The 24676-nt window shown below is 58.7% G+C and carries 25 protein-coding genes; 16 read left to right on the forward strand and 9 right to left on the reverse strand.

The annotated features are described in order from the left end of the window. Nucleotides 1-163 precede the first annotated feature (163 nt). The 6 genes from hemA to ACPLPM_RS00690 are packed head-to-tail and all read left to right on the forward strand — an operon-like array spanning nt 164 to nt 6194. A complete protein-coding gene (gene hemA, locus ACPLPM_RS00665; RefSeq protein WP_424358307.1) occupies nt 164-1447 on the forward strand; it encodes a glutamyl-tRNA reductase in 1284 nt (427 codons plus the stop codon). Continuing rightward, entirely contained in the window at nt 1404-2387 is a 984-nt protein-coding gene (gene hemB / locus ACPLPM_RS00670) for a porphobilinogen synthase (RefSeq protein WP_424358308.1), read from the forward strand. Before hemA ends, hemB begins: the two co-directional genes overlap by 44 nt. Nucleotides 2388-2442: 55 nt before the next feature. Continuing rightward, entirely contained in the window at nt 2443-3723 is a 1281-nt protein-coding gene (gene hemL, locus ACPLPM_RS00675; RefSeq protein ID WP_424358309.1) for a glutamate-1-semialdehyde 2,1-aminomutase, read from the forward strand. A gap of 10 nt (nt 3724-3733) precedes the next feature. Further along, a complete protein-coding gene (gene hemC / locus ACPLPM_RS00680) occupies nt 3734-4645 on the forward strand; it encodes a hydroxymethylbilane synthase (RefSeq protein ID WP_424358310.1) in 912 nt (303 codons plus the stop codon). Then, nucleotides 4645-5427, forward strand: coding sequence for a uroporphyrinogen-III C-methyltransferase (cobA, locus tag ACPLPM_RS00685; protein WP_424358311.1), 783 nt, complete (start codon nt 4645-4647; stop codon nt 5425-5427). The genes hemC and cobA overlap by 1 nt, the downstream gene beginning before the upstream one ends. Beyond that, complete coding sequence (locus tag ACPLPM_RS00690) at nt 5424-6194, forward strand: uroporphyrinogen-III synthase (protein WP_424358312.1); 771 nt, start codon at nt 5424-5426, stop codon at nt 6192-6194. Before cobA ends, ACPLPM_RS00690 begins: the two co-directional genes overlap by 4 nt. A gap of 137 nt (nt 6195-6331) precedes the next feature. Here ACPLPM_RS00690 and ACPLPM_RS00695 read toward each other — a convergent pair whose 3' ends face one another. Continuing rightward, nucleotides 6332-6916 (reverse strand): hypothetical protein, encoded by a 585-nt coding sequence (locus ACPLPM_RS00695; protein WP_424358313.1) that lies wholly within the window; start codon nt 6914-6916, stop codon nt 6332-6334. A 117-nt stretch (nt 6917-7033) separates the two neighbouring features. Between ACPLPM_RS00695 and ACPLPM_RS00700 the strand changes: the two genes are divergently transcribed. Next, nucleotides 7034-7384 carry a zinc ribbon domain-containing protein gene (locus ACPLPM_RS00700; RefSeq protein WP_424358314.1) on the forward strand — a complete coding sequence of 117 codons (351 nt, stop codon included), beginning with the start codon at nt 7034-7036 and terminating at the stop codon, nt 7382-7384. 148 nt (nt 7385-7532) lie between these two features. Here the strand turns inward: ACPLPM_RS00700 and ACPLPM_RS00705 are convergent, their stop codons facing one another. Beyond that, nucleotides 7533-8105 (reverse strand): aldolase, encoded by a 573-nt coding sequence (locus ACPLPM_RS00705; RefSeq protein ID WP_424358315.1) that lies wholly within the window; start codon nt 8103-8105, stop codon nt 7533-7535. Between the two features lie 103 nt (nt 8106-8208). Between ACPLPM_RS00705 and ACPLPM_RS00710 the strand changes: the two genes are divergently transcribed. The 6 genes from ACPLPM_RS00710 (at nt 8209) to rnhB (ending at nt 12796) form a co-directional block, all read left to right on the forward strand. After that, on the forward strand, nt 8209-8814 hold the full coding sequence (locus ACPLPM_RS00710; RefSeq protein ID WP_424358316.1) for a class I SAM-dependent methyltransferase: 606 nt from the start codon (nt 8209-8211) through the stop codon (nt 8812-8814). A 136-nt stretch (nt 8815-8950) separates the two neighbouring features. Continuing rightward, nucleotides 8951-9583 carry a hypothetical protein gene (locus ACPLPM_RS00715; protein ID WP_424358317.1) on the forward strand — a complete coding sequence of 211 codons (633 nt, stop codon included), beginning with the start codon at nt 8951-8953 and terminating at the stop codon, nt 9581-9583. A 64-nt stretch (nt 9584-9647) separates the two neighbouring features. Next, nucleotides 9648-10385 carry an HAD family hydrolase gene (locus tag ACPLPM_RS00720; protein ID WP_424358318.1) on the forward strand — a complete coding sequence of 246 codons (738 nt, stop codon included), beginning with the start codon at nt 9648-9650 and terminating at the stop codon, nt 10383-10385. A gap of 21 nt (nt 10386-10406) precedes the next feature. Beyond that, a complete protein-coding gene (locus tag ACPLPM_RS00725; protein ID WP_424358319.1) occupies nt 10407-11186 on the forward strand; it encodes an HAD family hydrolase in 780 nt (259 codons plus the stop codon). A 27-nt stretch (nt 11187-11213) separates the two neighbouring features. Next, entirely contained in the window at nt 11214-12116 is a 903-nt protein-coding gene (locus tag ACPLPM_RS00730; protein WP_424358320.1) for an endonuclease III domain-containing protein, read from the forward strand. Nucleotides 12117-12121: 5 nt separating this feature from the next. Then, nucleotides 12122-12796 carry a ribonuclease HII gene (gene rnhB / locus ACPLPM_RS00735; RefSeq protein WP_424358321.1) on the forward strand — a complete coding sequence of 225 codons (675 nt, stop codon included), beginning with the start codon at nt 12122-12124 and terminating at the stop codon, nt 12794-12796. A 322-nt stretch (nt 12797-13118) separates the two neighbouring features. Here the strand turns inward: rnhB and ACPLPM_RS00740 are convergent, their stop codons facing one another. The 3 genes from ACPLPM_RS00740 to ACPLPM_RS00750 form a co-directional block, all read right to left on the reverse strand. Beyond that, nucleotides 13119-14156 carry an EF-Tu/IF-2/RF-3 family GTPase gene (locus ACPLPM_RS00740; RefSeq protein ID WP_424358322.1) on the reverse strand — a complete coding sequence of 346 codons (1038 nt, stop codon included), beginning with the start codon at nt 14154-14156 and terminating at the stop codon, nt 13119-13121. A 461-nt stretch (nt 14157-14617) separates the two neighbouring features. Continuing rightward, entirely contained in the window at nt 14618-15925 is a 1308-nt protein-coding gene (locus tag ACPLPM_RS00745; RefSeq protein WP_424358323.1) for a hypothetical protein, read from the reverse strand. A gap of 49 nt (nt 15926-15974) precedes the next feature. After that, entirely contained in the window at nt 15975-16367 is a 393-nt protein-coding gene (locus ACPLPM_RS00750; protein WP_424358324.1) for a roadblock/LC7 domain-containing protein, read from the reverse strand. 299 nt (nt 16368-16666) lie between these two features. Between ACPLPM_RS00750 and ACPLPM_RS00755 the strand changes: the two genes are divergently transcribed. Then, nucleotides 16667-17149 (forward strand): hypothetical protein, encoded by a 483-nt coding sequence (locus ACPLPM_RS00755; protein WP_424358325.1) that lies wholly within the window; start codon nt 16667-16669, stop codon nt 17147-17149. 84 nt (nt 17150-17233) lie between these two features. Here ACPLPM_RS00755 and alaS read toward each other — a convergent pair whose 3' ends face one another. Next, nucleotides 17234-19861: an alanine--tRNA ligase gene (gene alaS / locus ACPLPM_RS00760; protein ID WP_424358326.1), complete on the reverse strand. Its 2628-nt coding sequence runs from the start codon at nt 19859-19861 to the stop codon at nt 17234-17236. Between the two features lie 266 nt (nt 19862-20127). Here alaS and ACPLPM_RS00765 point away from each other — a divergent pair, with 266 nt between their 5' ends. Together ACPLPM_RS00765 and glnA are read left to right on the forward strand one after the other, a co-directional pair. Further along, nucleotides 20128-20919: a hypothetical protein gene (locus ACPLPM_RS00765; RefSeq protein WP_424358327.1), complete on the forward strand. Its 792-nt coding sequence runs from the start codon at nt 20128-20130 to the stop codon at nt 20917-20919. 138 nt (nt 20920-21057) lie between these two features. Continuing rightward, nucleotides 21058-22404: a type I glutamate--ammonia ligase gene (gene glnA, locus ACPLPM_RS00770; protein WP_424358328.1), complete on the forward strand. Its 1347-nt coding sequence runs from the start codon at nt 21058-21060 to the stop codon at nt 22402-22404. Nucleotides 22405-22468: 64 nt separating this feature from the next. Here glnA and ACPLPM_RS00775 read toward each other — a convergent pair whose 3' ends face one another. The 3 genes from ACPLPM_RS00775 to ACPLPM_RS00785 are packed head-to-tail and all read right to left on the reverse strand — an operon-like array spanning nt 22469 to nt 24613. Next, a complete protein-coding gene (locus ACPLPM_RS00775) occupies nt 22469-22993 on the reverse strand; it encodes a hypothetical protein (protein ID WP_424358329.1) in 525 nt (174 codons plus the stop codon). Continuing rightward, the gene (locus tag ACPLPM_RS00780) at nt 22990-23475 is read right to left on the reverse strand and encodes a prepilin peptidase (RefSeq protein WP_424358330.1); all 486 of its coding nucleotides are present in this window, start codon (nt 23473-23475) and stop codon (nt 22990-22992) included. The genes ACPLPM_RS00775 and ACPLPM_RS00780 overlap by 4 nt, the downstream gene beginning before the upstream one ends. Next, complete coding sequence (locus ACPLPM_RS00785; RefSeq protein WP_424358331.1) at nt 23462-24613, reverse strand: ATP-binding protein; 1152 nt, start codon at nt 24611-24613, stop codon at nt 23462-23464. The genes ACPLPM_RS00780 and ACPLPM_RS00785 overlap by 14 nt, the downstream gene beginning before the upstream one ends. Nucleotides 24614-24676 lie beyond the last annotated feature (63 nt).

Consider the following 24676-nt stretch of genomic DNA (forward strand, 5'->3'; position numbering starts at 1 on the left):
AGCATAACTAATTTTCAACAAGTTGCATATATTGATTGACGGTCCCCGGCTCGAAAGTATGCTACCGGCAATCTTTTACTGCGCAAGCTTTATCGGGTTGAAGTGCTAAGAAACTAAGTAAAAGTGTTACTATATCATATGATTATACGTAAAAAGTGATCACATGGCTCAGGTTTGCAGCATCTCGGTCAACCACAGGCACGCGGGCATCGACGGCATCGAGCACGCCCGCTTCCGGGACCCGGATGTGGCGATGCTCAGGCTCATCTCCCTGCCCGGGGTATCGGAAGCCGTGCTGCTGCAAACCTGCAACCGGGTGGAAATCTACGCGGTGGCGGAGGCTGTGGATGATCTCACCGGCTTTGCCCGTACCGAGGGCATGCCCCTGGAGCTCGCAGAGATCAAGGCCGGGGATGAGTGCCTGCGAGGGCTGCTCAGGCTGGCCTGCGGCCTGGAATCCATGATCGTGGGCGAGGACCAGATTATGGGGCAGCTGAAGACAGCGCTGTTGCAAGCTCAGCGGCTCGGGACTTTAGGCCCGGTACTTTCTACGGCCATCCTTAAATCGATCCACGTGGGCACCCGCGCCCGCAGTGAGACAGAGATCAACAAGGGCTCGGTCTCGATCGGGTCGGCGGCTGTAGAGCTGGCCGAGTCGCTGTTAGGCGATCTGCGTGGCAGGACTATCCTTGTCGTCGGCGCCGGGGAGATGGGCACCCTCGTGGCTAACGCGATGGCAGAGAAGAGCCTCCGGGCGATATACGTCGCCAACCGCACCTTTGAGCAGGCGGAGAAACTGGCATCGAGCCTGCAGGGCGTCGCCATCAGGCTGGAGCGCTTATGCGACTACATGGGCAGCGCCGAAGTAGTGATCTGCGCCACAGGCGCCCCTCACCTCATCATCACGAGGAAGATGGTGGAGCAGTGCAAGAGCGAGAAGCCCCTCATCTTCATCGACATCACCAATCCCCGTAACGTCGAGGAGACAGTGGGCGAGGTGCCCGGGGCTATGCTGTATAATATCGACAGCCTGCGGCAGATCAACGAAGCCAGCATGAGGCGCAGGCAGGGCGAGACAGTAAAAGTAGAAACGATTATCGAAGAAGAGCTGGTTCTGCTTCAGCGGGACATCAGGCGCCTTTATGCCGATAAGGTCATCGGGGGCCTGTACCAGCGTACCGATCACATCAGGGCGGCGGAACTCCGCAGGGCAGTGACCCGCCTGAACACCGCGGGAGAGCTGACTGAGCAGCAGATCAGTATCCTCCACGACTTTTCACTGGCCCTGACCAACAAGATACTGGCCGCCCCGACCCGGCAGCTCAAGCGGGCTGCCGAGCGGTGCGACGAGGACTGCCTCCGCCGTGCGGAGGAGCTATTCGACCTGTGGGTGGAAGAGAGCAATGGGATACCCGGTAACAAGACTAAGGCGTCTAAGACAGACTAAGCTCATCAGGGACATGGTCAGCGAAACTTCGCTCGACGTCAAAGACCTGATCTGCCCCATTTTCGTGGACGAGAGCGCTGAGGAACGCAAGCCAATAGGCTCCATGCCAGGCATAGAGAGGCTGCCTCTCGCCGACCTCGAAGCGGAGGCGGACGAGATCGCAAAGCTGGGCATACCCGCCGTCATCCTGTTCGGCATACCGGAGCACAAGGATGCCACCGGCGACAGCGCGTACGCTTCCGGCAATGTGATAGAGCAGTCGATCAAAGCGATCAAGCGCCGGAACAGGGATCTTTTAGTTATCGCAGACGTGTGCCTGTGCGAGTACACCACGCACGGCCACTGCGGGCCGATCAAGAACCACACGGTCGACAACGACGCCACTCTGGACATCATCGCTAAGACCGCCGTCAACTATGCCAGGGCTGGCGCAGACGTGGTCGCCCCCTCGGGCATGATGGATGGCATGGTCCACGCTATAAGGAGCGAGCTGGACTTTCACAGCCTGAAAGACACGATCATCATGTCCTACGCGGCCAAGTACGCCTCGGCCGCCTACGGCCCGTTCAGGGAAGCAGCCTCATCGGGGTGCCAGGGCTTCGACCGGTCGACGTACCAGATGGATCCGGCGAATTCGGACGAGGCGATAAGGGAAGTAGCCCTAGACCTCGAGGAAGGTGCGGACATCGTCATGGTCAAGCCCGCGTTATCCTATTTAGACATTATTTACCGGGTCAAGTCCGAGTTCCGGGTGCCGGTAGCAGCATATAACGTGAGCGGCGAGTACGCCATGATCAAAGCGGCGGCCGCCAACGGGTGGCTGGACGGCGAGAAGGTCGCCAGAGAGACGCTGCTGTCCATGCGCCGGGCAGGGGCCGACATGATCATCACCTACTTCGCGAAAGAGATCGCTCCCAGGCTTGGGGCTATGGGGAAATGATTGTATAAAAGGATGGTTTTACACTAAAGCAAGAACAGTTACAGAGGTAATCTTTTTGATGCAGGATCAGTCAGCGCAGCTATACCAGGAGGCAAAGACGCTCTTCCCGGGCGGCGTGTCCAGCCCGGTCAGGGCGATCAAGCCGTTCCCCTTCTTCACTAAATCCGCCAGCGGCAGCCACATCACCGATGTAGATGGCAACCAGTACGTAGACTGTTGCCTCGCCTACGGGCCCCTCATCCTCGGCCACGGGCACCCCGCGGTCAGAGAGGCGATCACGAAGCAGCTGGAAAGCGGCTGCCTCTACGGCACGCCCAGCGAGGCCGAGGTGGAGTACGCCAGAAAGATCAAGACGTACTACCCGGGCATGCAGATGCTGCGGTTCGTGAACACCGGCACCGAGGCCACGATGGGCGCGATCCGGGCGGCCCGGGGCTTCACCGGCCGGGATAAGATCGTCAAGATCGAGGGAGGCTTCCACGGTGCCCACGATGCCGTACTGGTCAAGGCCGGCTCGGGCGCCGCCACCATCGGAGTCCCCGACTCGCTCGGCGTCCCCGTCGACGTGGCTAAGAACACCTTGCAGGTGCCGTACAACGACATCCAGGCCCTGGAGGAAACCCTCTCGGCGCACGAAGGCGAGATCGCCTGCCTCATCATGGAGCCGGTCATGGGCAACATGGGGCCCATCCTGCCCAAGGACATGTACCTGCGGGCTGTGAGGAACGTGACCAAGGAACACGACGTGCTGCTTATCTTCGATGAGGTCATCACCGGTTTCAGGATCAGCATCTTCGGCGCCCAGGGCTACTACGGCGTCGAGCCCGACCTCACCACGCTGGGCAAGATCGCGGGCGGCGGCCTGCCCATCGGCGTTTTCGGCGGGCGGAAGGACATCATGGAGACCGTGGCGCCGCAGGGAGGAGTCTACCAGGCCGGGACTTACAATGGCAACCCTCTGTCGCTTACGGCCGGAATGGCCACGGTCGAGGTACTGGAGAAGGAGAACGTCCACCACAAGGTGAACGCGAAGGGCAGGGCGCTGTGGCAGTCCCTCAACGACGTCGTCCGGGGCCTCAAGATGGAGGACCAGGTGACTCCGACAGGCATCGCTTCCATGTTCCAGCTGTTCTTCGGGCCCCAGCCCGAGAACTACGAGCAGGCGCTGAAGGCGGACAAGGTCAGGTTCATGAAATTCTGGCAGCACATGCTGCAGAACGGCGTGTTCTTCCCGCCCTCCCAGTTCGAGACCAACTTTCTGTCGCTGGCCCACTCCCAGGCCGACATGGAGCAGATAGTGACGGCCTGCAAGAAGTCGCTGGCTGTGGTGAAATAGGAGCATTGCGATGAGGATAGGAACCAGGGGAAGCAAGCTGGCACTAGCCCAGGCGGAAAAAGTCCGCCGCCTGCTCAAAGGGCAGGGAGTGGAAGCCACGATCACGATCGTCAAGACCTCCGGCGACGTCCAGAAGGACAGCCCGCTATACATGATGAAGGGCTATGGGGCTTTCGTCAGGGAGATCGACGACTTACTAATAAAGAACGAGATCGACGTGGCCGTCCACAGCCTCAAGGACATCCCCACGGTACGCCCAGAGGGCCTTGTGACCGCCGCAGTCCTCAAGCGGGAATCCGCGCTGGACGTGGCCGTAATCAGAAACGCAGAACGGCTGGCAGACCTGCCGAAAGGGGCCGTAGTGGGCACTTCGAGCACCCGCAGGGCCGCCATGATCTACCGCCACTACCCCGGGCTGACCACGAAGGACATCCGGGGCAACGTGGACACCCGGCTGCGCAAGCTTCAGGAAGGAGAGTATGACGCCATCCTCCTCGCCGAGGCCGGGCTGATCCGGCTGGGCATGGACCTGAAGACCGAACGCCTCGATCCCTATAATTTCGTGCCTGCGGCCAACCAGGGAGTCATCGCCATCGTGGCCAGACAGGGCTCCCCGGAGGCCGACGCGGTAAAGAAGCTGAATGATGAGACCACCTGGATCGAGACGAGGGTGGAGCGGATCATCGCCGCCGGGCTCGACGGCGGCTGCGTGGTGCCCATGGGCGTCTACGCGACGAGGGTAGGGGACGAGCTGGACGTGATCTGCGAAGTGCTCTCCCTCGACGGCAAGCAGCAGGTCAGGGTCAGGGACACCATCCCCGTGGCCGGGTGCGAGGAGCACGCGAAGCGCGTGGCCGAAAGGCTCGCCCTGTCCGGCGGCCTGACGCTGGCCGACGCGGCCCGCAAGGAGCTGAACAAGTGATGACGACGACTGCTGGTAAAGTGTACCTCATCGGCGGCGGCCCGGGCGACCCAGAGCTGATCACGCTGAAAGCCGTAAGAATCCTGGGGCAGGCGGACGTTATCCTGTACGACGCGTTAGTGGGACCTGGCATCAGGCAGTACTTCAACCCTGAAGCGGAACTGATCGACGTGGGCAAGAGGGCCGACAAGCATACTGTGCCGCAGGAAGAGATGAACCGGATGCTGGTAGAGCAGGCGAAGAAGCACAAGGTCGTCGCCCGGCTGAAAGGCGGCGACCCCTACGTGTTCGGCAGGGGAGGAGAAGAGGCGGAAGAGCTGGCGAAGAACAACATAGACTTCGAAGTCGTGCCCGGCATCAGCTCGGCTATCGCAGCGCCAGCAGCCGCCAGCATACCCGTGACCCACCGGGACCTGGCCTCCTCCGTGACCTTCATCACAGGGCACGAGGACCCCACCAAAGGAGAGAGTGCGCTGAACTTCAAATCGCTGGCCGCGATGAACGGCACCCTTGTCATCCTCATGGGCGTCAGCCGCCTCAGAGACAACGTACAGGCACTTCTCGACAACGGCAAAGCTGCCGATACCCCGGTCGCCATCGTAGAGAAAGGCACCACCCCCGGACAGCGCATCACCGTCGGCACCCTGACGACGATAGTGGACCTCGCTGAGAAGAGAGGGGTTGAAGCGCCGGCAATAGTGGTAGTCGGCGACGTCGTGAAGATGCACGAGGTGCTCGGCGTACACGAGGTGCCCGGCGTACACGAGGTGTCCGGGGCATGAAGCGGGTGGCGGTGACGCGGCCGAGAAAGTTCCTGCCGGATACAGTCAGGGTCCTGAAAGAGAAAGGCCTGGAGGCCGTGCCTGTGCCCATGATGGAGATGATCCCCCGCAACGATGGCGCCCTCGAAGCCTTTTTCAAACGGTTAGAGGCAGGCGAGGTGGACACGGTCATCATCACCAGCCAGAACGGGGTACAGTTCATCTACGACCAGGCACCGGACCCGGCAACGCTGACGAAGCAGCTTAACGCCATTGAAGTCATCGGGATAGGACCCAAGACCAACAGCGTCCTGAACCAGCGCGGCATCACCCACCTCCAGATGCCCGGAACATTTTCCAGCGAGGGCATCGTAGAAGAATTCTGCGCCAAACTCAAGGGCAAAAGAGTCGAGGTCCTCCGCAGCGACCACGGCAACCCGGTATTGATCTCCGGGCTAGAGGCCGGAGGAGCGAAGGTCAGGGAGATCATCGTCTACGATATCGTGCCCCTGAGCGGCGAGGAACAGGCAGCTTTCGTCAGGGAGGCCCTGACAGGCAACATCGACGCCTACACGTTCACCAGCACCATGACGGCGAGAAGCCTGCTCATGATGGGCGAATCCATGGGAGTGCTCGACCGGCTGAAGAGCGAGATCAATTCCAGGAAAGTAGCAGTGATCGGGCACCCGACTGCGGATTTTTTAAAGAAGAGCGGGATCCGGGTCGACGTCGTGCCGGAGCGGTTTACCTTTGAGGACATGGTCGAGGCGCTACTGAAAGTGCTTTAGGTATAGCGGGACAACAATACGATCGCTGCGCCGTGACCGACTGGAAGCAGTCTCTTGTATATGGCGTCACAGCGCAGCGTTCGTGTAATTGTCTTCGATAGCCCGAACAACCGGAAATGCACGCTAGTATACTCGTTTCAAGCCACCGGTGGCCCTCTGCGTTCCGGGTTCTGCCGGCATATCAGGTCGTAGACCTGCCGGGCATCTTCGATATCCTCGAACGCCAGGTCGAACAGCCTCTTTCCTCCCCGGACGTGCTCCATGCCTACGTATGTCATGACGCCCTCCCCGAAGTAGATCGTGCCCCTCTCGCCGGAGGACATGCGCAGCCTGACGGGGTTACTTACATCTACTGCCACCAGCGCCGGGACCCTGTGCAGGAATAATGCCAGCGCCCGCCGGTTCGTCAGAGCGTAGTAAGCTTTCTTCCGGGCCAGGAAGCCTCCGCCGACCTGGTTAAAGGTGGCGTAGGCGCACACGATACAGAAGATCAGGCCCAGGACCGCCCCGATCACCCGGTACAGGGTATTGTAGACCAGCAGTCCGGCGAGTACGGCGAACATCAGGGAGAATAGCGCTGCCACGCCGGTGATCAGCGTGGACTTCGGGTTCAGGGGCATCATCGAGTCCTGCCGGGGCCTCCCGGTCCAGACGAGACGCTCTCCTCGCTCGAGCACGTCCTCGAAGACCTCAGAATAGTTAACAGGATTGTCCGTAGCCATTTCTACTCCCTCGCAATCTGTACCTGATACTGGCTGCGATATTATCAAGGTATGGGTGCTGCATAACTATGTAAAAACGGATGTAGCCTGAGAAATTTAGCAGAGGCATCAGTAACCATGGTCACGTGTCTGAACTGCGGAGCCGATATCCCGATAGATGCCAGGTTTTGCCCGAAGTGCGGCAACCCGGTAAACGAGCCTTTTGACAAGACCTGCCGGGAAATGAGGCGGGAGCTCGGAAAGTCAAGGCATGGCTATCGCCAGAGCACCGGGTGGTCTCCACATCTGGGTCTGCTCAACGCGATCATGTTAGGCCTGCTGGTCATCTATGCGGGCGCCATCATGTACCTGGCCTCGTCCGGCATGACCGGCCTGGTCGGGCGGAACAACGCCTGGGCTTACCTGCTCGCCGGCCTGGGAGCTTACCTGTTCGCCCGCATTGTCATCAGGTACCTGGAGATCAAATGATGAACTGAGGTCGGCGCCAAGCCGCCTTGTTCTTAGATCGCAAAGACGCAAGGGCGCAAAGGCGCTAAGTTTTTTCTATTATTCTTTGCGTCTTTGCGCCCTTGCGTCTTTGCGATCTAAAACCGAGGCCCCCCGGGGCCGAGATTTGTTATTTCTTTGCCAGGTCTACGTGGTACTTCACGAAGCAGCTGTGCTCTATCATGGCGGTCGTGTTGAAACAGTCGGCCAGGTCTGCGCCTATCGCGAAAGAGCCGTGGCCCCGGTTGAGGGCGCCCTTGTATTTCCCCGTGGCGAAGAGCTTGTAGACGTTGTCGTACAGTACCTGGGTGCCGGTTTCACCATCTATGATGGGTATCGTACCCAGAAAAGGCAGGCCTTCTGTATCCAGTGGCTTGACCTCGTCCTTCTGTAGTATTGATTCCACGATGCCGAACCTCGGGTGAGCGTGGATGATCGCCTTCGCGTTTGTGCTCAGGTAGATGGCCCGGTGGCTGGGCGTCTCGGTGGATGCGTACGACTCGTTTGAGTCGTCTTCGTCGTCCTCCGAGGGGTGCAAACCCACCTCGACGAGGTCTTCGGGCCCGGTGATGTTCCCGAGCATGACGCCGGTTCGCTTGATCAGCAATCCGTTTTTCGTCCTCACGCTGATGTTGCCGAACCGGGAGCTGACCAGCCCCGCGTCGTCCAGCTTTTTACCCCAGTAGGCTATTTCACGCCACATCACCTATGCATTAGCGACTACATTTTATAGCTCTTCCGCTACCTGATATAATGAGATACTCGCGGTGGGCTTGTTCCACAGGAAATAAAGGGGTTCTAAGGGTATGGAAGTTTCGCATCTGAAAGCGTGGAAGAAGGAGTATTCCAGCGCAACATGGAGGGGCCCTTACGATATCGGCCCGATCAAGGCTGCTGTGGAGCCCGGGGCACTGGTGCTGGACGTGGGCTGCGGCAGCGGCAAGATCATGGCTCCCCTCTTGCGGGCCGGCTATAACGTGGTCGGCATGGACGTGGCGAGGGAGGGCCTCCTGATGATCCGGGAAGGTGACCGGGTGGAAGGCGATGCCAGGTACCTTCCGTTCAAGGATAATCTGTTCGACGCAGTGGTGTGCTACGACGTCCTGCAGCACCTGCTGGCTCCCGAGCGGCAGATGGCCGTGGCAGAGATAAGAAGGGTGCTGGCGCCGGACGGAAGGGTCTTCATAGAGGGCTTCGGCCGGGAGGACATGAGGTACGGCGGGAACGAGATCGAACCCCATACTTTCAGGCGGGAGAGCGGGATTATCTATCACTATTTTTCGGAAGCGGAGCTTCTTGAGCTGCTGGATGGGCTGGAGCCCCGGGTGGAAAGCCGGCTGACGCGCAGGGTTTTCCGGGGCGAGGAGCACGTGAGGCACAGGCTGTTTGCGACGGGAAAGAGGCAAAAATGAATTGTAGTGCAACCATTAGTTTACATATGGTTTCAATTTTATAATAAGCTTGAGCACCCCAGATGATACCTGGCCAAACGAAATATTTTAAATAGGTTCGTGCCAGATTGATAGTAATTTTCAGGTGGACCATTCCATGGACGTATTAAGCCGCCTTTACGACCTTACGGGCACGTCGGATCCTGCTCAGCTTGCCATTACTACTCTGATAGCGCTGGTACTCGCAGGAGGCCTTGCATCGCTGTTACTTGAGGCCGTAAGAATACTAAAGGAGTACTCCGGGCGGGAAACGCCAGCAGCAGCGCCAGCACCTGCCGGTAAACCAGTACCGCAGCCCAGGGCCGCCCCGAAGGAGAAGCCGGCTGAAAAAGCGCCTGTAATAGCACCTGAAAAGCCTGCCGCGCCTGCGATCGAAGTGGTCAAGGGCACCATGAAGGAGAGCATCGAGGCGCTGGAGAAGAAGTACAGGCTGAACGCAGTTACCCTTTCTACTGTCGACGGCCTGGTGATCGCCTCCACCATCAACGATCCTGACGAAGAGGCAGCCGTCTGGTCCGGCAAGTTCAACGAGCTGAACAAGGAAAAGCCCGGGAACTACTACGCGATAACAGACAAGGGCATCCACCTGTATTCGGCGGAGAGCGCCGGCAACAAGGTCATCGGCGTAGCCCGGAGAACGGTTGCGCTGGAGCAGGGCGAGGTTACGGGCCTGCAGGACGACACCCGGAAGATCGTGGACAAGTTCGCGCCCGCCGTAAAGAAACCTTAATTTTTCTAACGCCCCTGCACAAAGATATTATGTCTGCCGTCTGGAATGTATACGTGGAGTTAACATGGCTGGCATAGAGGCAGTTACTTTTGACCTTTGGTTTACTCTCATAGCCCACGATCACCTTTACGACGATCGCTTACGCGCTGTCCGCACGGCAGGCATCAGGTCTGCGCTGGAGGCAGAGGGTATATCCATAACAGATGATGCGATCACCGGGGCTTACGCCAGCTCGGAAAGCTACCTGCAGCAAAGATGGTCCCAAAACCTGGACGTCGACACGCCGGAGCAGGCTGAAATTCTGTTGAAGTGCATGGGCATCGAGCCTTCGCCGAAGCTGATCTCAGCGGCTGAGAAGCCTTATGCAGAAGCGGTCCTCCAGGTCGAGCCGTTCCTCGTCGACGGCGCGGGAGAAGTGCTGGATTCGCTAAAAAAATCCGGGGTAAAGCTCGGGCTGATCTCGAACACCGGCCGCACCCCGGGCAAGTCCATGCGAAAGATCATGGACCGCCTCGGCATCCTGCGCTACTTCGAGGTGACCACGTTCTCTAACGAGACGGGCTACCTCAAGCCTGACGGACGTATTTTTTCGTCCACTCTTGACGAGCTGCGGGCAGCCCCGGCCAGGACGGTCCACATCGGCGATCACCCGCTGCTGGACGTGCAGGGCTCGAAAGAGTTCGGCATGAAGTGCATCCACTTCACCCGCTACACCCCTGCTATCAATGTCCCGCATGTGCCGGACCGCTCGGTCGAAGCGCTGAGCCAGATTCCCGAAGCGATCTCATATCTCGACCGGTGAATATTGAAGGAGCAGGCCCTAATGACGATCGACACGGTAACCTTCGACGTTTGGAATACCCTGGTTGTCCACGAATTCTACGACGACCGGCTGAAAATGCACCGCATGAAGAGCATCCGGGATGCGCTGCGCGACCACGGCCACCCCTGCACCTGCGAAGAGATCAGGATCGCCTACGACTACACCGAGGAGTGCCTCACCACAGTCTGGAAGAGCGAAAGGGACATCAGCAACGACGGCCACCTCGCACTGTTCCTGGAAGGCATGGGCCTGGAGCCTGACGACAGCACGATGGAGATCATCAGAGACCCCTATTCCTGCGCCTTGCTCGACTTCCGCCCGAAGCTGGTCGACGGCGCCGCAGACATCATCAACACGCTTAAAGAGCAGGGCTACAGGCTCGGACTCATCTCAAATACGGGCAGGACTCCGGGAAGGACGATGCGGGAAGTGCTGAGTGAGTACGGTCTGGCCGGCTGCTTTACAGCGATGACGTTCTCGGATGAAGTCGGGCATATCAAGCCCGGCCGGCAGATCTACGACAGAGCCCTGAAAAGCCTGGGGTCTGCTCCTGAAAATATCGTCCACGTAGGCGATAACCCGCTGCTCGACGTCTACGGGGCAAAGGCGTGCGGCTGGAAAGCCATTCTGTTTACGAAGTACATGGCCAACTTCGAGAAGTATGCGTCCAAATATTATAGCGCCAACGGTCGCTCCGCAGAGCCGGACTATAAGGTCGAGTCGCTCGGCCAGATAGTCGATGCGCTGGCCGCTCTGGACATCAGCAGGCCGGAAAACTAATATAAAATGAGTGGTGACGTGCCTGTGATGGACTACGACCTGCGGTCTGTCGACCTGCGCTCGACCATGGACATTCAGATCACCGCCCTGGAGTGGACGCCGTTTAAGGACGGCTACCTCAAGTACTACCCCGACGCGGACGAGGACGTCTACCTGGAGCAGGCGAAGGACGGCTCCCTGATAGTGAAGCCGGAGAAGTACCGGGAAAGGGTGGTGTCCGAGTTCGACTACCCGCTGGACCAGGTCTACCATGGGGAAAACAAGCTGCTGTTGCGGCTGAAAGAGTATTACAGGAACTGCTGGGTCTTAAAATTACAGGACCCCTATATCTCACTGATTATTACAATTCTCACTCAGAACAAGACTGCAGACAGCGCCAGGAAGACGTTCCACCGCCTGCAGCACCGCTACAAGGGCATCGACGTGTACAAGATGGCGTCAGCCGAGAAGAAGGAGCTGGAGGAGCTGATCCGGACCTCCGGGCCTTACAAGGCGGACTTTATCATCAGGTGTTCCCAGGAGATCATCGACCGGTACGGAGGCAGTATCGAGTGGATGCGTAATGCCCCGACTGCCGAGGCCAGGGAAGCTTTGATGAGCCTTTACGGTGTCGGCCCCAAGACTGCGGATTGCGTGCTATTGTTCAGCCTTGGCCACAGTGTTGTGGCTGTTGATACGCACATCTGCCGGGTCTCCGAGCGTACCGGTCTCAGCCTCGCCACAGGTGACAGCGAGGCGGCTAAACGCAGGGTTAAGGAAGACCTCGAGCGCAAACACCGCATTCCGGGCATGGCCCACCTTTTGATCATCAACCTCGGCCGGGACTTCTGCAAGGCCGTGCTGCCACTGCACCACGACTGCCCTGTGGATGACCTGTGCCCAAAAAGAGGCATCCGAAAAGAGAAAGGACTGGGCTTAATCGAGGAGTGACCATTATGGCCAAAAAGCGCACCTCTCTTATAATGGGCATCGACGAGGCCGGCCGCGGCCCTGTCATCGGCCCGCTGGTCGTATGCGGCCTGATGGCCGAAGAGAAGGATTTGCCGACCATCGAGGCGATGGGCCTGAAGGACTCCAAGAAGCTCACTCCCAGGAAGAGAGAAGAGTTTGCCGCTATCCTCAAGGATAAGTACAAGTACGAGCTCTCCGTCCTCCCGCCCTATGAAATAGACGCCCGGTTCGAGTCGGAGGACAACCTCAACCAGCTGGAAGTCAACTGCTTTGCCGGCATCATCCGCTCCGCTAAGCCCACCATCGCCTATCTTGATGCCTGCGACGTGAACGCCGAGAGGTTCGGCCTCAATGTCAAGAAATGCCTCGACTTCGAGCTTGAAATTGTATCCGCCCATGAGGCCGACAGCAAGTACCCCATAGTGTCCGCCGCATCGATCATCGCCAAGGTCCACCGGGACTCCTTAATCAGGGAGATATCCGAGAAGATGGGCGAAGACGTAGGCAGCGGCTATCCCGCCGACCCGGTTACCAAGACTTTTCTCAAGAACTACTACATGAAACACAAGTGCCTGCCCGACTGCGCCAGGAAGACGTGGAAGACGTCTCACGCAGTGATTGCCGATTGCTTACAGGCCCGGCTGTTCCAGTTCGAGTAAAGACCACGATGGCTCTTTTCAACCACGGCGGCACAACGACACGGCGACAATCCGACCCCACACAGGTTACTCCTTTTTTAGTCCACGGCGGCACGGAGACGGTGCATTAACCAATAACTGTTTACTGGCCAGGTGTTTCAGCATATCATTATGATCGCATGACCGGTAAACTACTTTCAATAGTGATTCCTGGTTTTCCCATATAATAACAATTGAAGGATTGCCTCCATGCCATCAGCCCGTCGTATCGCTGTGGTTCAAAAGTTTGCCGTTGCAGAAAAAAGAAGTGTTGTGCCGTGGTGGTGAGTACCGGCGGCACGTTTTATACAGTTCCGCTGGCGAGGAACCGCTGCTTGGGGTCTTCGAGCCTGGAGAGCAGGAACAGGTCGCCTGTGGTATAAGCGACTTCCTTGTCGGTCTTGAGGTGGACGACGTACTTGCCCGAGGACTTCGTGGACTCGATTTCCTTGCCGTTCTCGGTGATCTTGACAATGTTGCCCGGGGTGGACTGGAGGCCTGCGTAAACGTGGACTTTGTCGCCGGGCTTGAACTCGCCCTTGAACTTTGCCGTTACGCAGTTGAGGGCCAGCTGGTCGCCGACCTCTTCTTTTACGGAGAGGATGTGGCCCCTGTCAAGGTCTTTGCTCTGGACATTCTTGAGCGCGAGGCCGACCCTGGATCCAGTCGGGGCTTCCTTGACGTCGACGTCGTTCATCTGGATGGAGCGGATTTCGGCTTCCTGCTGGATGGGCCAGACTTTGATCTTCTCCTTCATGTGGATGGTGCCCTGTTTCACGTAGCCGAGGATGACGGTGCCGACGCCCGTGACGTTGAAGTGATGGTCGATAGCAACACGGGCGGGCTTGTCGTTGAGGGCCTTGTTCTCCTCTTTTAGCTTGTTGTCGAGGTCGAAGATGATGTCCTTGAGCTTGTCGATGTTCTCGAAGCTCTTGGTCGAGGTGGGCAGGACTTCCCACGACTCCAGGACAGTGCCCTTCGTCATCAGCTTGATCTTGTTCTTGAGCTCGTCGATGGCATAGGGGTTAGACGTGTCGGACTTGGTGATCGTGATGATGCCGTGTTTAGGCTTGAGCAGGTCCAGCATGATGATGCATTCCCCGGCCCGGGCGTCGAGGCCTTTGGCGTCGATGCAGAAGACGATGACATCGGACATGTTGGCCGCGTTCACCAGCGGCTTCGGGGACTTGGGGTAGCCCACCGGATCGATGACTGCGAGGATGTTGTCTCCCTTCACGAAGTTGTAGAGCACGATATCGGACTCGGTGCCCTTCTTGCCCAGCTTGGCGGCCAGCGTGGTCTTACCCGACTGCTCTCCGCCGATCAGTGCTGCGTTCACCATAAAAATCACTCTGCTTGGGTAGTAAGATACGAAGAATAGGTTAAATAAATTGCTGCTCGGCAGAGATGATGACTCACCGCTGGTGAGGCGCTCGTCGACGGCGAGCATAAGTCGTTTCTGACTCTTTTCGGGCGGTCAGGTACCGTTTACACGAAGTATAGTCATTCTTGAAACTTTTTGGACATTTTCTGTGTCTGGGTGTTCGCCTTTTGAACGCCTGCGAATGCAGGCTGGCACAGCGCAGCGTTCGTGTACGTTCACATGAGAATATGCAAGGGCACGCGTGCCCTTACCTGATCGGACTCGTGTCCAAAAAGTTCCAGTAATGACTATACACGAAGTTTTACGATAAGATCAGCTTGCTGTCAGCCCTTTTATCAAACTTCGCGTACTTCGTGTACTTCGCGTACTTCGTGTAAATGGTACGGGCGCTCGAAAAAAATTTCAAAAGTGACCAGCACTTACTGGCGGCGGACGGCGGCGTATAGTGTGCCGATAAGCAGCAGGGGCAGCACCAGCAGGGGCGCACAGCAGCAGCCGGGGTCCCGGGGCGTCGGAGCGGTTGTTGCAGAGCCATAGCCCGGCTCGCCCCGGAGCTTGACCAGCCAGGCGTCGTCGCCGTTTGCGGCAGTGCTCACGTAGCCCGCCAGCACGTAGCCACCGTCGGGTGCCATGACCGCCCGGTAAAGCCGGATGTCCTTGCCGCTGTCCTCGAACGACCGGTCCCACTCCAGCTCGCCCGCAGAGTCGGTCTTCACGACGTAGGCGCTGGTATTGCCGTCCTCCGGGCCCCTCAATCCGACCAGCAGGTAACCGCCGTCAGGCGTGCTGATCACGCACTTGGCCCGCTCCTCCTGAGGCCCGCCGTAGCTGCGGTTCCAGAGCAGGTTGCCGTTCATGTCCAGCTTAGCCAGGTAGAAGTCGTAGCTGCTGTTGCCAGCATCGTTATCGATAGTGCCGGCCATTACGTATCCGCCGTCTACGATGGCGACTGACTCCGCGTAGTTATCGCCGTACCCCAGGAGAGTCTTCTGCCACAGCGCTTCGCCACTATCGCTGATCCTGGCCATGTATGGCCGGTCCTGGCCATATACGCCCGCCCTCCCGAAAGATCCGGCCAGGATGGAGCTCCCATCCGGCGCCCTTTTAGCATCGTAGCACTGCACGTTCCTGCCATCCTCACCGTGTCCGAACTCATACAACACATTGCCGTTGAGATCAGTTATTACCATGTACGACCTCAGTTCAGAGGAGGCGCCGGAGGTGTTCAGGCCCGCGAAGGTGTACTCGTTACCATCGGCCATGACAGCGGTGAATATGTCGAGGCCGGCGCCTCCGAAGGTCTTCATCCACTCTTTAGCCCCGGATGAATCGGTTTTCACAGCCAGGCCGTCTGGAGTGAAGCCCATGTCTGCACTTTCGGGCAGGGTGAAGCCAGCCAGCAGATAACCTCCGTCCGCAGTCTGCCGGAGATCGTAGAGCTCGGCCAGCTGCCCGGACTCGTAGCTCCGGCTCCAGGACCGATAGCCCCCTGCGTCAGTCTTCAGCAGAAGCCCGGTTTCAGCGCCCGATCTGTTTTCGAAGCCTGCCAGAGCATAGCCTCCGCCTGAAACAGGGATGATGGAAAACACGTTCTGGTCGCCAGGGCTGGCGATCTCCCGGGACCATATCACATCGTCCGGGCTGACCGGGGGCGTAGCCAGAGTTACTCCTGTGGAAACGAGAAGCAAGAGTATCGTTGTTATCAGCAGTGGAAGTAGCCGGACCATAAACAGTTATTACATAGCTTGTTATACAAGCCTTTGCACTAAAGGCGCGTCAGCGGGATGGCTTAACCAGCGAACGAATTTCCAGCGCTGCTTTATCGATCGCCTTCAGGGCCTCTGCCAGCGTCATTTTCGGCCCCACCATGGCCACCAGCAGTGCCACGGGACCGGCGCCGACCTCGATGAGCTTGTGATCTCCGGCCTCGATGATGACCCTGCGGGGCACGCCCTGCTTCAGCTCGGACGTGGCCGTCTCGGCGGCGCCCAGCACAGCAGCGGCCATAGCGGCGAACGCCGCCTTCTCCTCTTCCCCGGCCTGCAGCTCGGATTGCAGGATGAAGCCGTCCCTGCTCACCACTGCGGAGGCCTCGATGCCGGACTCGTTGAGCTTGCGCAGGACTGCGCCAAGCTTGCCACTCCTGTCCTCCATCGTGCCTTCCATCATCAGCAAAACCCCATCTGTTGATCAGGATAGTAATTCCCCGGCGTATGGAAATAATTAATGGTGGGCCAGAGTGCGGGGGATTTGGCCGGATCAGTTACGCGACAACGTCCAGAACTACCCGGGCAACGTGTTCTATCGCTCGCATAGTTACATTAATGGATTGTTTCATAAAATAGTTGCAAATTTAAGCAATTTTTCATGAAATAATCGTAATATTTACCTTTGGTACTAAAACGGTTATATATATGGTCGTTCATACGATCAAGTATCAATATCCAGAGGAGGTTGAGATTCTGGACATGGATGAAAAAATGCGTAAGCTCCTGGCACTCGTTGCCATGGTGGTCATCGGGGCAGTCGTGCTCGTAATCGCGGGAGAAGTGGCGAAGTACGTCATCCCGCACGAAGCGCTGTACTTCCTGCTGATCAATAAGGTCTACTTCCTGGCCGCGGCGATTTTCCTGCTGCTGCTCGGCATCGACAAGATCAACATGAACAGCGCCCGCAATCTGTCGGCGACTTTCGTGCTGATCGTCATCGGTGTCGTGCTGCTATGGTTACTGGACAAGGCTGCCAGCGGCATGCTGTGGGGCGGCATGTACCCGTCGGTATACGGCCGTATCCCGGCGCAGTACGTGACTCTGTTCCTCCAGGCTCTTGACATCATCGCCATAGCGCTGGGCGCCCTCGGCGGCTTCCTGGTCCTGCTGAAGGCGATGGACAAGATCAAGGATATGCTCAACGGAGCTACGAAGATCGAGAACAAAGAAAAAGAGATTTAAAAAAGTATAAGGCCCTTTCAGACTCACCCGGAAAGGGCCACTTTTTACTAAAAGTTCCCCCGCGAACACTACCCGCAGGGCTGATTATTGAGCAGCTTTTGCCTTGAACGCTTTAGCCTCGTGCTCGTTGCCGTCTACATTCATGTAGGCTTCCGCCAGCTTCTCCCTGACGTTGATCAGATCGGAGTAGCCGTAAGCGAAGTTGTCCCCGCGGAAAATGACGGTCCTGCCTTTGAACTCCTTCTTGAAGCTCCCGACGGTCTTCATGAGCGTGCCGAAGTCGGCGCCGGGCACGACGAGGTCCACTGTGTCGCCTGGCCTGCTCAGGGCAGCGGCGATCGTCTGCTGGACCAGTTCAGCCTGCAGCTCTTTGTTCTTCTTGCCGAGCTCCTTCCACTCGTTGAAGAACCGCTGGGCAGTCTTCGGGATGTCGTCATAGCCCACGCCCCAGAGGTCGGAGACCTCTCTGAGGATGGATTCGTGGTGCTGGATCTCTCCGACAGCGTTGTCCAGCGACTTGAACTCGAGCCGGACTACGCCGTCCTGGATGCGCTCGCTGGAGAGCATCTTGATGAAGCCTACCTTGGAGGTGTTGTCGACGTGGATACCGCCACAGGCCTCGACGTCGTAGCCGTCGATGACGATGATGCGCAGGATTTTGCCGGGCACCGCTCCGCCCTGGTAGATGCGCATGGAGTACTCCATCTCCGCCTCGGTCCTCGACATCTCCCTGACTACGACGGGGATCTGCTTCATGGCCAGGTCGTTGGCCACCCGCTCGATCTCCTGCAACTGCTGGAAAGTCAGCGACTCGTAGTGGGTGATATCTAAACGGGCTTTCTCCACCGTCTTCTCGGCTCCTGCCTGCCACACGTGGTCTCCGAGCACCTTTCTCGCAGCGTAGTTGACGATATGAGTGGCGCTGTGGTGGGCGGCGAGGATGCGCCTCCGGGCCTCGTCCACCTCGCCGGTCACCTTAGTCGTGCCTTCGGGCATCGGGGACTCGAGCACGTGGACGATCACGCCGTCCTGCTTGTACACGTCTTTCACTTTTATCCCGTTGACGTATCCGGTGTCGCCGGCCTGGCCGCCGCCCAGCGGGTAGAACAGCGTCCGGTCCAGCACCAGTTTAGTCGGCGTCAGCAGCTTAACCACGTTCGCCTCGAACTTGAATTCCCGGGGCTTCTCGTAGTACATAGGCTCGGTCTTCGGCAGGCCCTGGGTCTCGTTGGCCTCGATCTTGCGGGTGGCCTTCGCCTCGTGCCTCGCCTGCACCCGGGCGTAGAAGTCCTCGGGGATGACGATGTCCGGCTTGGCCTCCTTGATTAATTCGGGGGAGATGCCCTGGGAATCGTACAATTCTACGAGCTTGTCGGCGGTGAGCGTCTCCTTCGCCTTGACCATCCGCTTGATGATGTCCTTGCTCTTTCTCCGGGACTCCTCGTACCTCTTCCGCTCGACGTCGATGATGTCGAACAGGCTGCCGTAGTCCCTTAATTCTGTATACCAGCTGCCGAACTCGTCGATGTGAGACCTGAAGATGTCGTTGACGTCGATGTCCCACTGGTACTGATCAATTAACGACCAGCACCTGCGGAGCAGATTGCGTAAGTTGTAGCCGCCGCCGACGTTGGAGGGCAGCGCGCCGTCGTGAATCGCCACCAACAGGCTTCTGGTGTGGTCTGCCAGGACGTACTGCGCCCGGATCTTGTATACGAGCTCTTTCAGCTCGCCGAGGTCCATCTCCATCGATTTGGCCACGTCGTTCCACGCGGAGCCGACGTCCTCGATCTCCTCCACGTTGAGGATGCCGGCGTACTTCGCGAACTTCGCGTGGAAGGCGGGGTCAGCCCGGTAGCCGGTCTTGTTGTAGATGAACTCCATGGTCTTCGGGAAGGTCGCGTCGTACGACATCGGGCTGCCCTGGCTGAACCACGCCCACCTTTCGAGGCCGGCGCCCATGTCGATGACCTTGGTCTTGAGTTCCCTGAAGCCGCCGTCGGGAGTCTGCTCGTACTGCATGTACACCTGGTTGCCCAGCTCCAGGCCCCGGGAGAAGTACTCGATGGACGGCCCGAAGTTGCCGCCGCCCGCCCATACGTCCTCGTGGAACACGATCTCGTGCGCCGGTATGCCCAGACCCTGGGTGAGGAAGTGCTGGATCTGGCCGATGCCCTCCTCTTTGAAGTACACGTGCTTCTCCGGGGTGTTGAACGTGTGCTGGCCCACCATGATGAAGCCCGTATAGTGCCGGCCGGTGATGCCCACGTTGTCGATGTCGTTAAAGCGTAAACAGAACTGGGGCTCGAGTACCGCCCTCGCGGGGGGCTCGATCTCGCCCGAGACCACGTACGGCTGGAAATCGTTGATGCCCGCGGCGACAAAATAAAGATCCTCGTACCACCTGCAAACCGTCGGGTACCTTTCGAGGGGCACGTAGCCCCACTGGTCAAAAGTCTTGACGTAGGTGTCCCAGGCTTCCTTGTACTCGAACTTCTTGCGCGTTAAGCTCTCGCCGATAAACCGGTACCCGCCGCTGCACTCGGCCTCGTCGCAGAAGTCTCTCTCCACCTGCGTCCAGAAGCCCCGGCCGCACTTCTTGCAAACTTTGCGATGGTAACCCATCGCAGTCAGCGTCTGCACCGGATAGTACTTCTCGTAGTTCTTCGCGAACTCCGGCTTCATGAGCTTCTTGATCTCTTTATCGTCCATGGCAAAATTCCTCTGATAAGTGTGAAAACGAATGCTTCTTTCGCCTTATGAGGGCGGGATGCATAAATGTATCGGTTTTTGGATATGTTCGGCTTCATATTTTATTAGGCTCTCCCCGCACTATTTGTTAGGCCTCGAAATGACGAAGCGCAGGCGAAGCCTGAAAATTCGGTCCCACGCGCTCTGCCTCGGAGGCAGAAGGCCTCCGAGGCCAAAAGGTTTATTGTTTAGCAGACTAAAAGTAAAACGCTTCTGGCAGGTTTTATATGTCCGGCACAAACACGACTCCAAAGAAGAGATCCTTCGGGTTCGACGATATCCTTTCTATACTCGACGGCAAGAAGACGAGGCCCCCTGCCAGGCCCGCGCTGCCGCCTTCCCCTGAGCCCGAAGTAGAGGCTGCTCCCGCTGCGGAAACACCCCAGCCCCAACAGCCGCCTAAGGTCATCGCGCTGCCTGAAGACCATACTCTAGTGCCCAAGCTGCTGTCGGATATCGACCATAAGAACGCGGAGATCATCCGCCTGAACAACGACGTGGTCGGCCTCAGGTATGAGCTGCGGGAAAAGGAATTCGTGGTCAACAGCCTCACGCTGGATAACGCTAACAAGGACCTGCGTATCAGGGAGCTGCAGGCTACCATCGAAGAGCTTAAGGCCGACATCGCCAGGCTCAGGGCAATCCAGCCTCAGCAGCCCGTCGTCTTCACCCCGGCACAGGCACCTGTGGCCTCTGAACCAGCTCAGCCCCAGCCTGCTGCTGCCGCCCAGATACCCCTGCAGATCACCCAGATTATGGAAGCGGTACAGGCGGCTAAAACAGCTCAGCAGCCTGCTGCCCCTCAGGAAACTTCGACCCCGGCGCCGGTACAGGCGGACGCTGCCGGAGCACGCCCAATTTCGGAGCAGTTTAACATCAAGGAAGACGTCGTCGAAGAGGACGTGGCCACTATCTTCAAGCGGCTGGCCCGGTCTCACGACGAGGCGCCCGCAGAGGAAGGCGGCAATGTCGCCGAAGTCCCCAGGCGGCCCAGATCGGCCAAGCTGTACGACCTGTAAAAGTCACGCCAAATTTTAAATCCCGTTTTTCTGCATACCAGCACCTCGATGATTCGCCAAAAGCTTATAATACATAAATAGTAGGAAGCGATATTCCGCCATTAAGATAATATGCAACGGGAGGCTTAACTTCCGTATATGACCAAAGTAACGAAGGACGTTGTGCTCCAGCGTGCCGAGGACCTCGGTGTCAAGTTCATCAAGCTTCAGTTCTCGGACGTGTTCGGGACGACGAAAAATGTCGCGCTGCCTGTCTCCCAGCTGGAGAAGGCTCTCGACGGCGATATCATGTTCGACGGCTCCTCCATAGAGGGCTTCGTGCGCATCGAAGAGTCTGACATGTACCTGAAGCCAGACCTAGAGACGTTCTCGCTGATCCCCTGGCAGAGCGAAGCCGGCCCGGTCGCCAGGCTGATCTGCGACGTTTACGGCTCTGACAACAAGCCTTTCCCGGGCGACCCGAGAGGCAACCTGAAGCGGATCATCAAAGAGGCGGAGCAGATGGGCTTCACCATGAACGCCGGCCCCGAGGCCGAGTTCTTCCTGTTCGAGAGGGACCAGGACGGCGCGCCCACCGTCGGAACGAGGGACCACGGAGGCTACTTCGACCTCTCCCCGATTGACATGGGGGACGAGGTCCGGAGATCGATGGTCGTCGCGCTCGAAGGCATGGGCTTCGAGATTGAGGCTTCCCACCACGAAGTCGGCGAAGGCCAGCACGAGATCGACTTCAAGTACGCCAATGCTCTGGCGACAGCGGACAACATTGTCACTTTCAAGTTCGTAGTCCGCAAGGTCGCTATGGAGTACGGCCTGCACGCCACGTTCATGCCCAAGCCGGCGTTCGGCAAGCCCGGCTCCGGCATGCACATCCACCAGTCGCTGTTCAAGAAGGGCAAGGACGGCAAAGAGGTCAACGCGTTCTACGACGAGAACGGCAAATACCAGCTGAGCAAGACCGCGCTGAACTACATCGGCGGCCTGCTCACCCACGCAAGGGGCTACTGTGCCATCACCAACCCGCTGGTCAACTCTTACAAGCGGCTCGTTCCCGGCTACGAGGCGCCTGTGTACATCGCCTGGTCCGAGAAGAACAGGTCCCCGCTGGTCCGCATCCCGGCCAGGAGAGGCGTCGGCACCAGGGCAGAGCTGCGCAACCCCGACCCGGCCTGCAACCCGTACCTCGCGCTGGCTGTCACCCTGAAGGCCGGCCTGGACGGCATCAAGAGGAAGCTCGACCCCGGAGCGCCGGAGAACGTCAACATCTACCACATGACCAAGGAAGAGCGCCTGCAGAGAGGCATTCGCAGCCTGCCTTCCAGCCTCTCGGAAGCGCTGGACGAGCTGGAAGCGGACGACCTCATCAAGAGCGCGCTGGGCGAGCATATCTACGACCGGTTCATCACGGCCAAGCGCATCGAGTGGGACAACTACCGCACCAAGGTTCACCAGTGGGAACTGGACCAGTACCTGTCCATCTACTAAGCCGGACTCAACGTCCTGAAGGCTCTGGTTTGACGCTGCGCCATGTGCGCAGCGCCCCTTTCTTTTATCGATAGCCCGCCTGCCCTACCAGCAGGTACCGGTTTCCGATCCCATCGCAGGCATACTCGATTTCCAGCACGTACCGGCCGCCACGCAGCACGACATGCTCAGCCTTGAGCACGGATGACAGGCTTCCGTCACCTCTGGACCTGAACGATACGCCTGAGTCTACAACTACCGCTTTCTTACTCCCCGCCACGGAATAGTAAATGACACCTTCGCTGCCCTCTTCGCCGGCCGCGTCGGTGCCGAGGCCGAAAAATTCGGTTGAACCGGGCAGGGAGAGCTCTGCGATCTTTGTCGCGCCGGCAGGCGACCCAGGATCCTCCAGGCACCTCGGGGCACAGGCCAGAAGTGCCCGACAGTCTGTGGCCAGCGCTTCGGCCTGTACATCGGCGGAGCCGGCGTCGATCGCAGGAGACACGCTGCCGAGTCCCGTGGCGGCGATACCGACGATCGCCGCCGTGATTAGCAGGGTAGCGACGAACGCCACTGGCAAGGTATCCGCCCCGATCTCGTCTGATATCATGCAAGGCCCCCGTAAACACCGAAGCAAGCTCCGGCGGAAAGGACGTAGGCGGCAAACAGGGAAAGGCCGAGCGGGCGGCCCCGGACATCCTTTCTGCATGCGCGCCTCGAGATGGTCCGGCAATACAGATGCCTCCCGGCCAGCAGCACTGCCAGGCACCCGGAAAAGACAGCGACAAAGCATAGGACTGGAAAACCCGGGCTGGCCAGGAGAAATATGCCGAGACATACCTTGGCATCTCCGCCTCCCCAGCAGCCGGCAAGCCACAGCAAGTATGTCAGGGACAGGGAACCGGCAATGGTTAGCGCTGCTGTCCACACAGGATAGCCGTACAGGCACCTTATGGACATGATTACAGCTCCTGAGAGGATAGCGGGCAGCGTGAGCCAGTTCGGAATTCTCCCGGACCTGTGGTCGATCAAGGCGCCAGCTGCCAGTAAGATGCCGGCAGCCAGGATCAGCGCCAGATCAGTCAGCGCCATAGATATCGGGCTCCCCGCCGCCGTGCAGGCTCTTCCGCTGCCTGACTTTGATCACGTGGTAAGACTCGGTAGCGTCGTCCACCACTATGGCTGCACCCCTCGTGTTCCCCAGCCTGGCCAGCGCTTCTCTGACCGGCTCTTTGACATAGAGCGGCCTGGCCCGTTCCAGGGCTTCCACGTCGTCCCTCAGTGTCAGCCGGTGACAGACGATCACGTCTGACTGGGACAGCACATCGTAGCCCAGCGCAGAAGGCCGCTGGGTGGCCAGGACCAGAGAAAGCCCGGGCTGCCGGCCCTGCCGCAGCCACTCGTTGACAAGCACCCGGCCTGCGCCAGAGCCCGGTTCCAGGAACATGTGTGCCTCGTCTATCATCATCCAGATCAGCGGCACCTCCCTCGAGCCGTTCTCACGCCGTCTGGCCCGGACGCGGATGTCGTATAATGCCCTGGCCAGCGACGCCACAGCGCAGGATTTGATCCCCGGATCGTGGCCGTAGCCGCTGAGGTCGATGACGTTGATGCTGCCCGGCTCGAGCAGGGAGGCAAAGGTAGCGTGCTGCGAAAACAGCTTCCATGAAGAGGCCATAGAGAGAAGCCCGCAGACCGCTGATCTCACCTCGGGCGAGGCACCTGACGAGCCTATGTTGTCGATCAGCGACTCGATGCTGAACGTCTCGCTTTCCGAGATCGCGCCGGCCAGAGCAGCCCCGTGAGGGCTCAGCGGACCGATCCCGAGTAGCTCGCAATAGTCGTACACTGACAGCGAGCCTGTCGGTATCTCGAAGGGCAGCGTTCCCGCGGGCATGTCCCGGAGGAAGGGCACAGGAGCGAAAACCCGGACATCTATGCTCCCTGTACCAGACATGCAGCCGAAGATGCCCATCGTATCTACAACGATCACCGAAAAATTCTTTCTGATAGCCTCGGGCAGGCCCGCGAACTCTTCGACCAGGACACCCATAGTGTAGGATTTACCATAGCCCCGCTTGCCACAGATCACCACTGCGTGCGGCTTCCTGACGTCCAGCAGCACGGGGGCTCCCTGAGAACCGTCGAGGGCAAGGTAGCGGCCGAGATACAGGGAAGAGCCGCTGTCCCCGGTATTGCCAAGAAGGTAGTGGCGGCCTGTGTCAAGCATACTAAATTGCATTGACTTGTAAATTAATAAAGCTTGCCGTTGCTACTGTAATATCAGTGCCGG

Origin of the sequence: Methanocella sp. MCL-LM (assembly GCF_049676595.1) — an archaeon.
In the GTDB taxonomy this organism is placed as follows: domain Archaea; phylum Halobacteriota; class Methanocellia; order Methanocellales; family Methanocellaceae; genus Methanocella_A.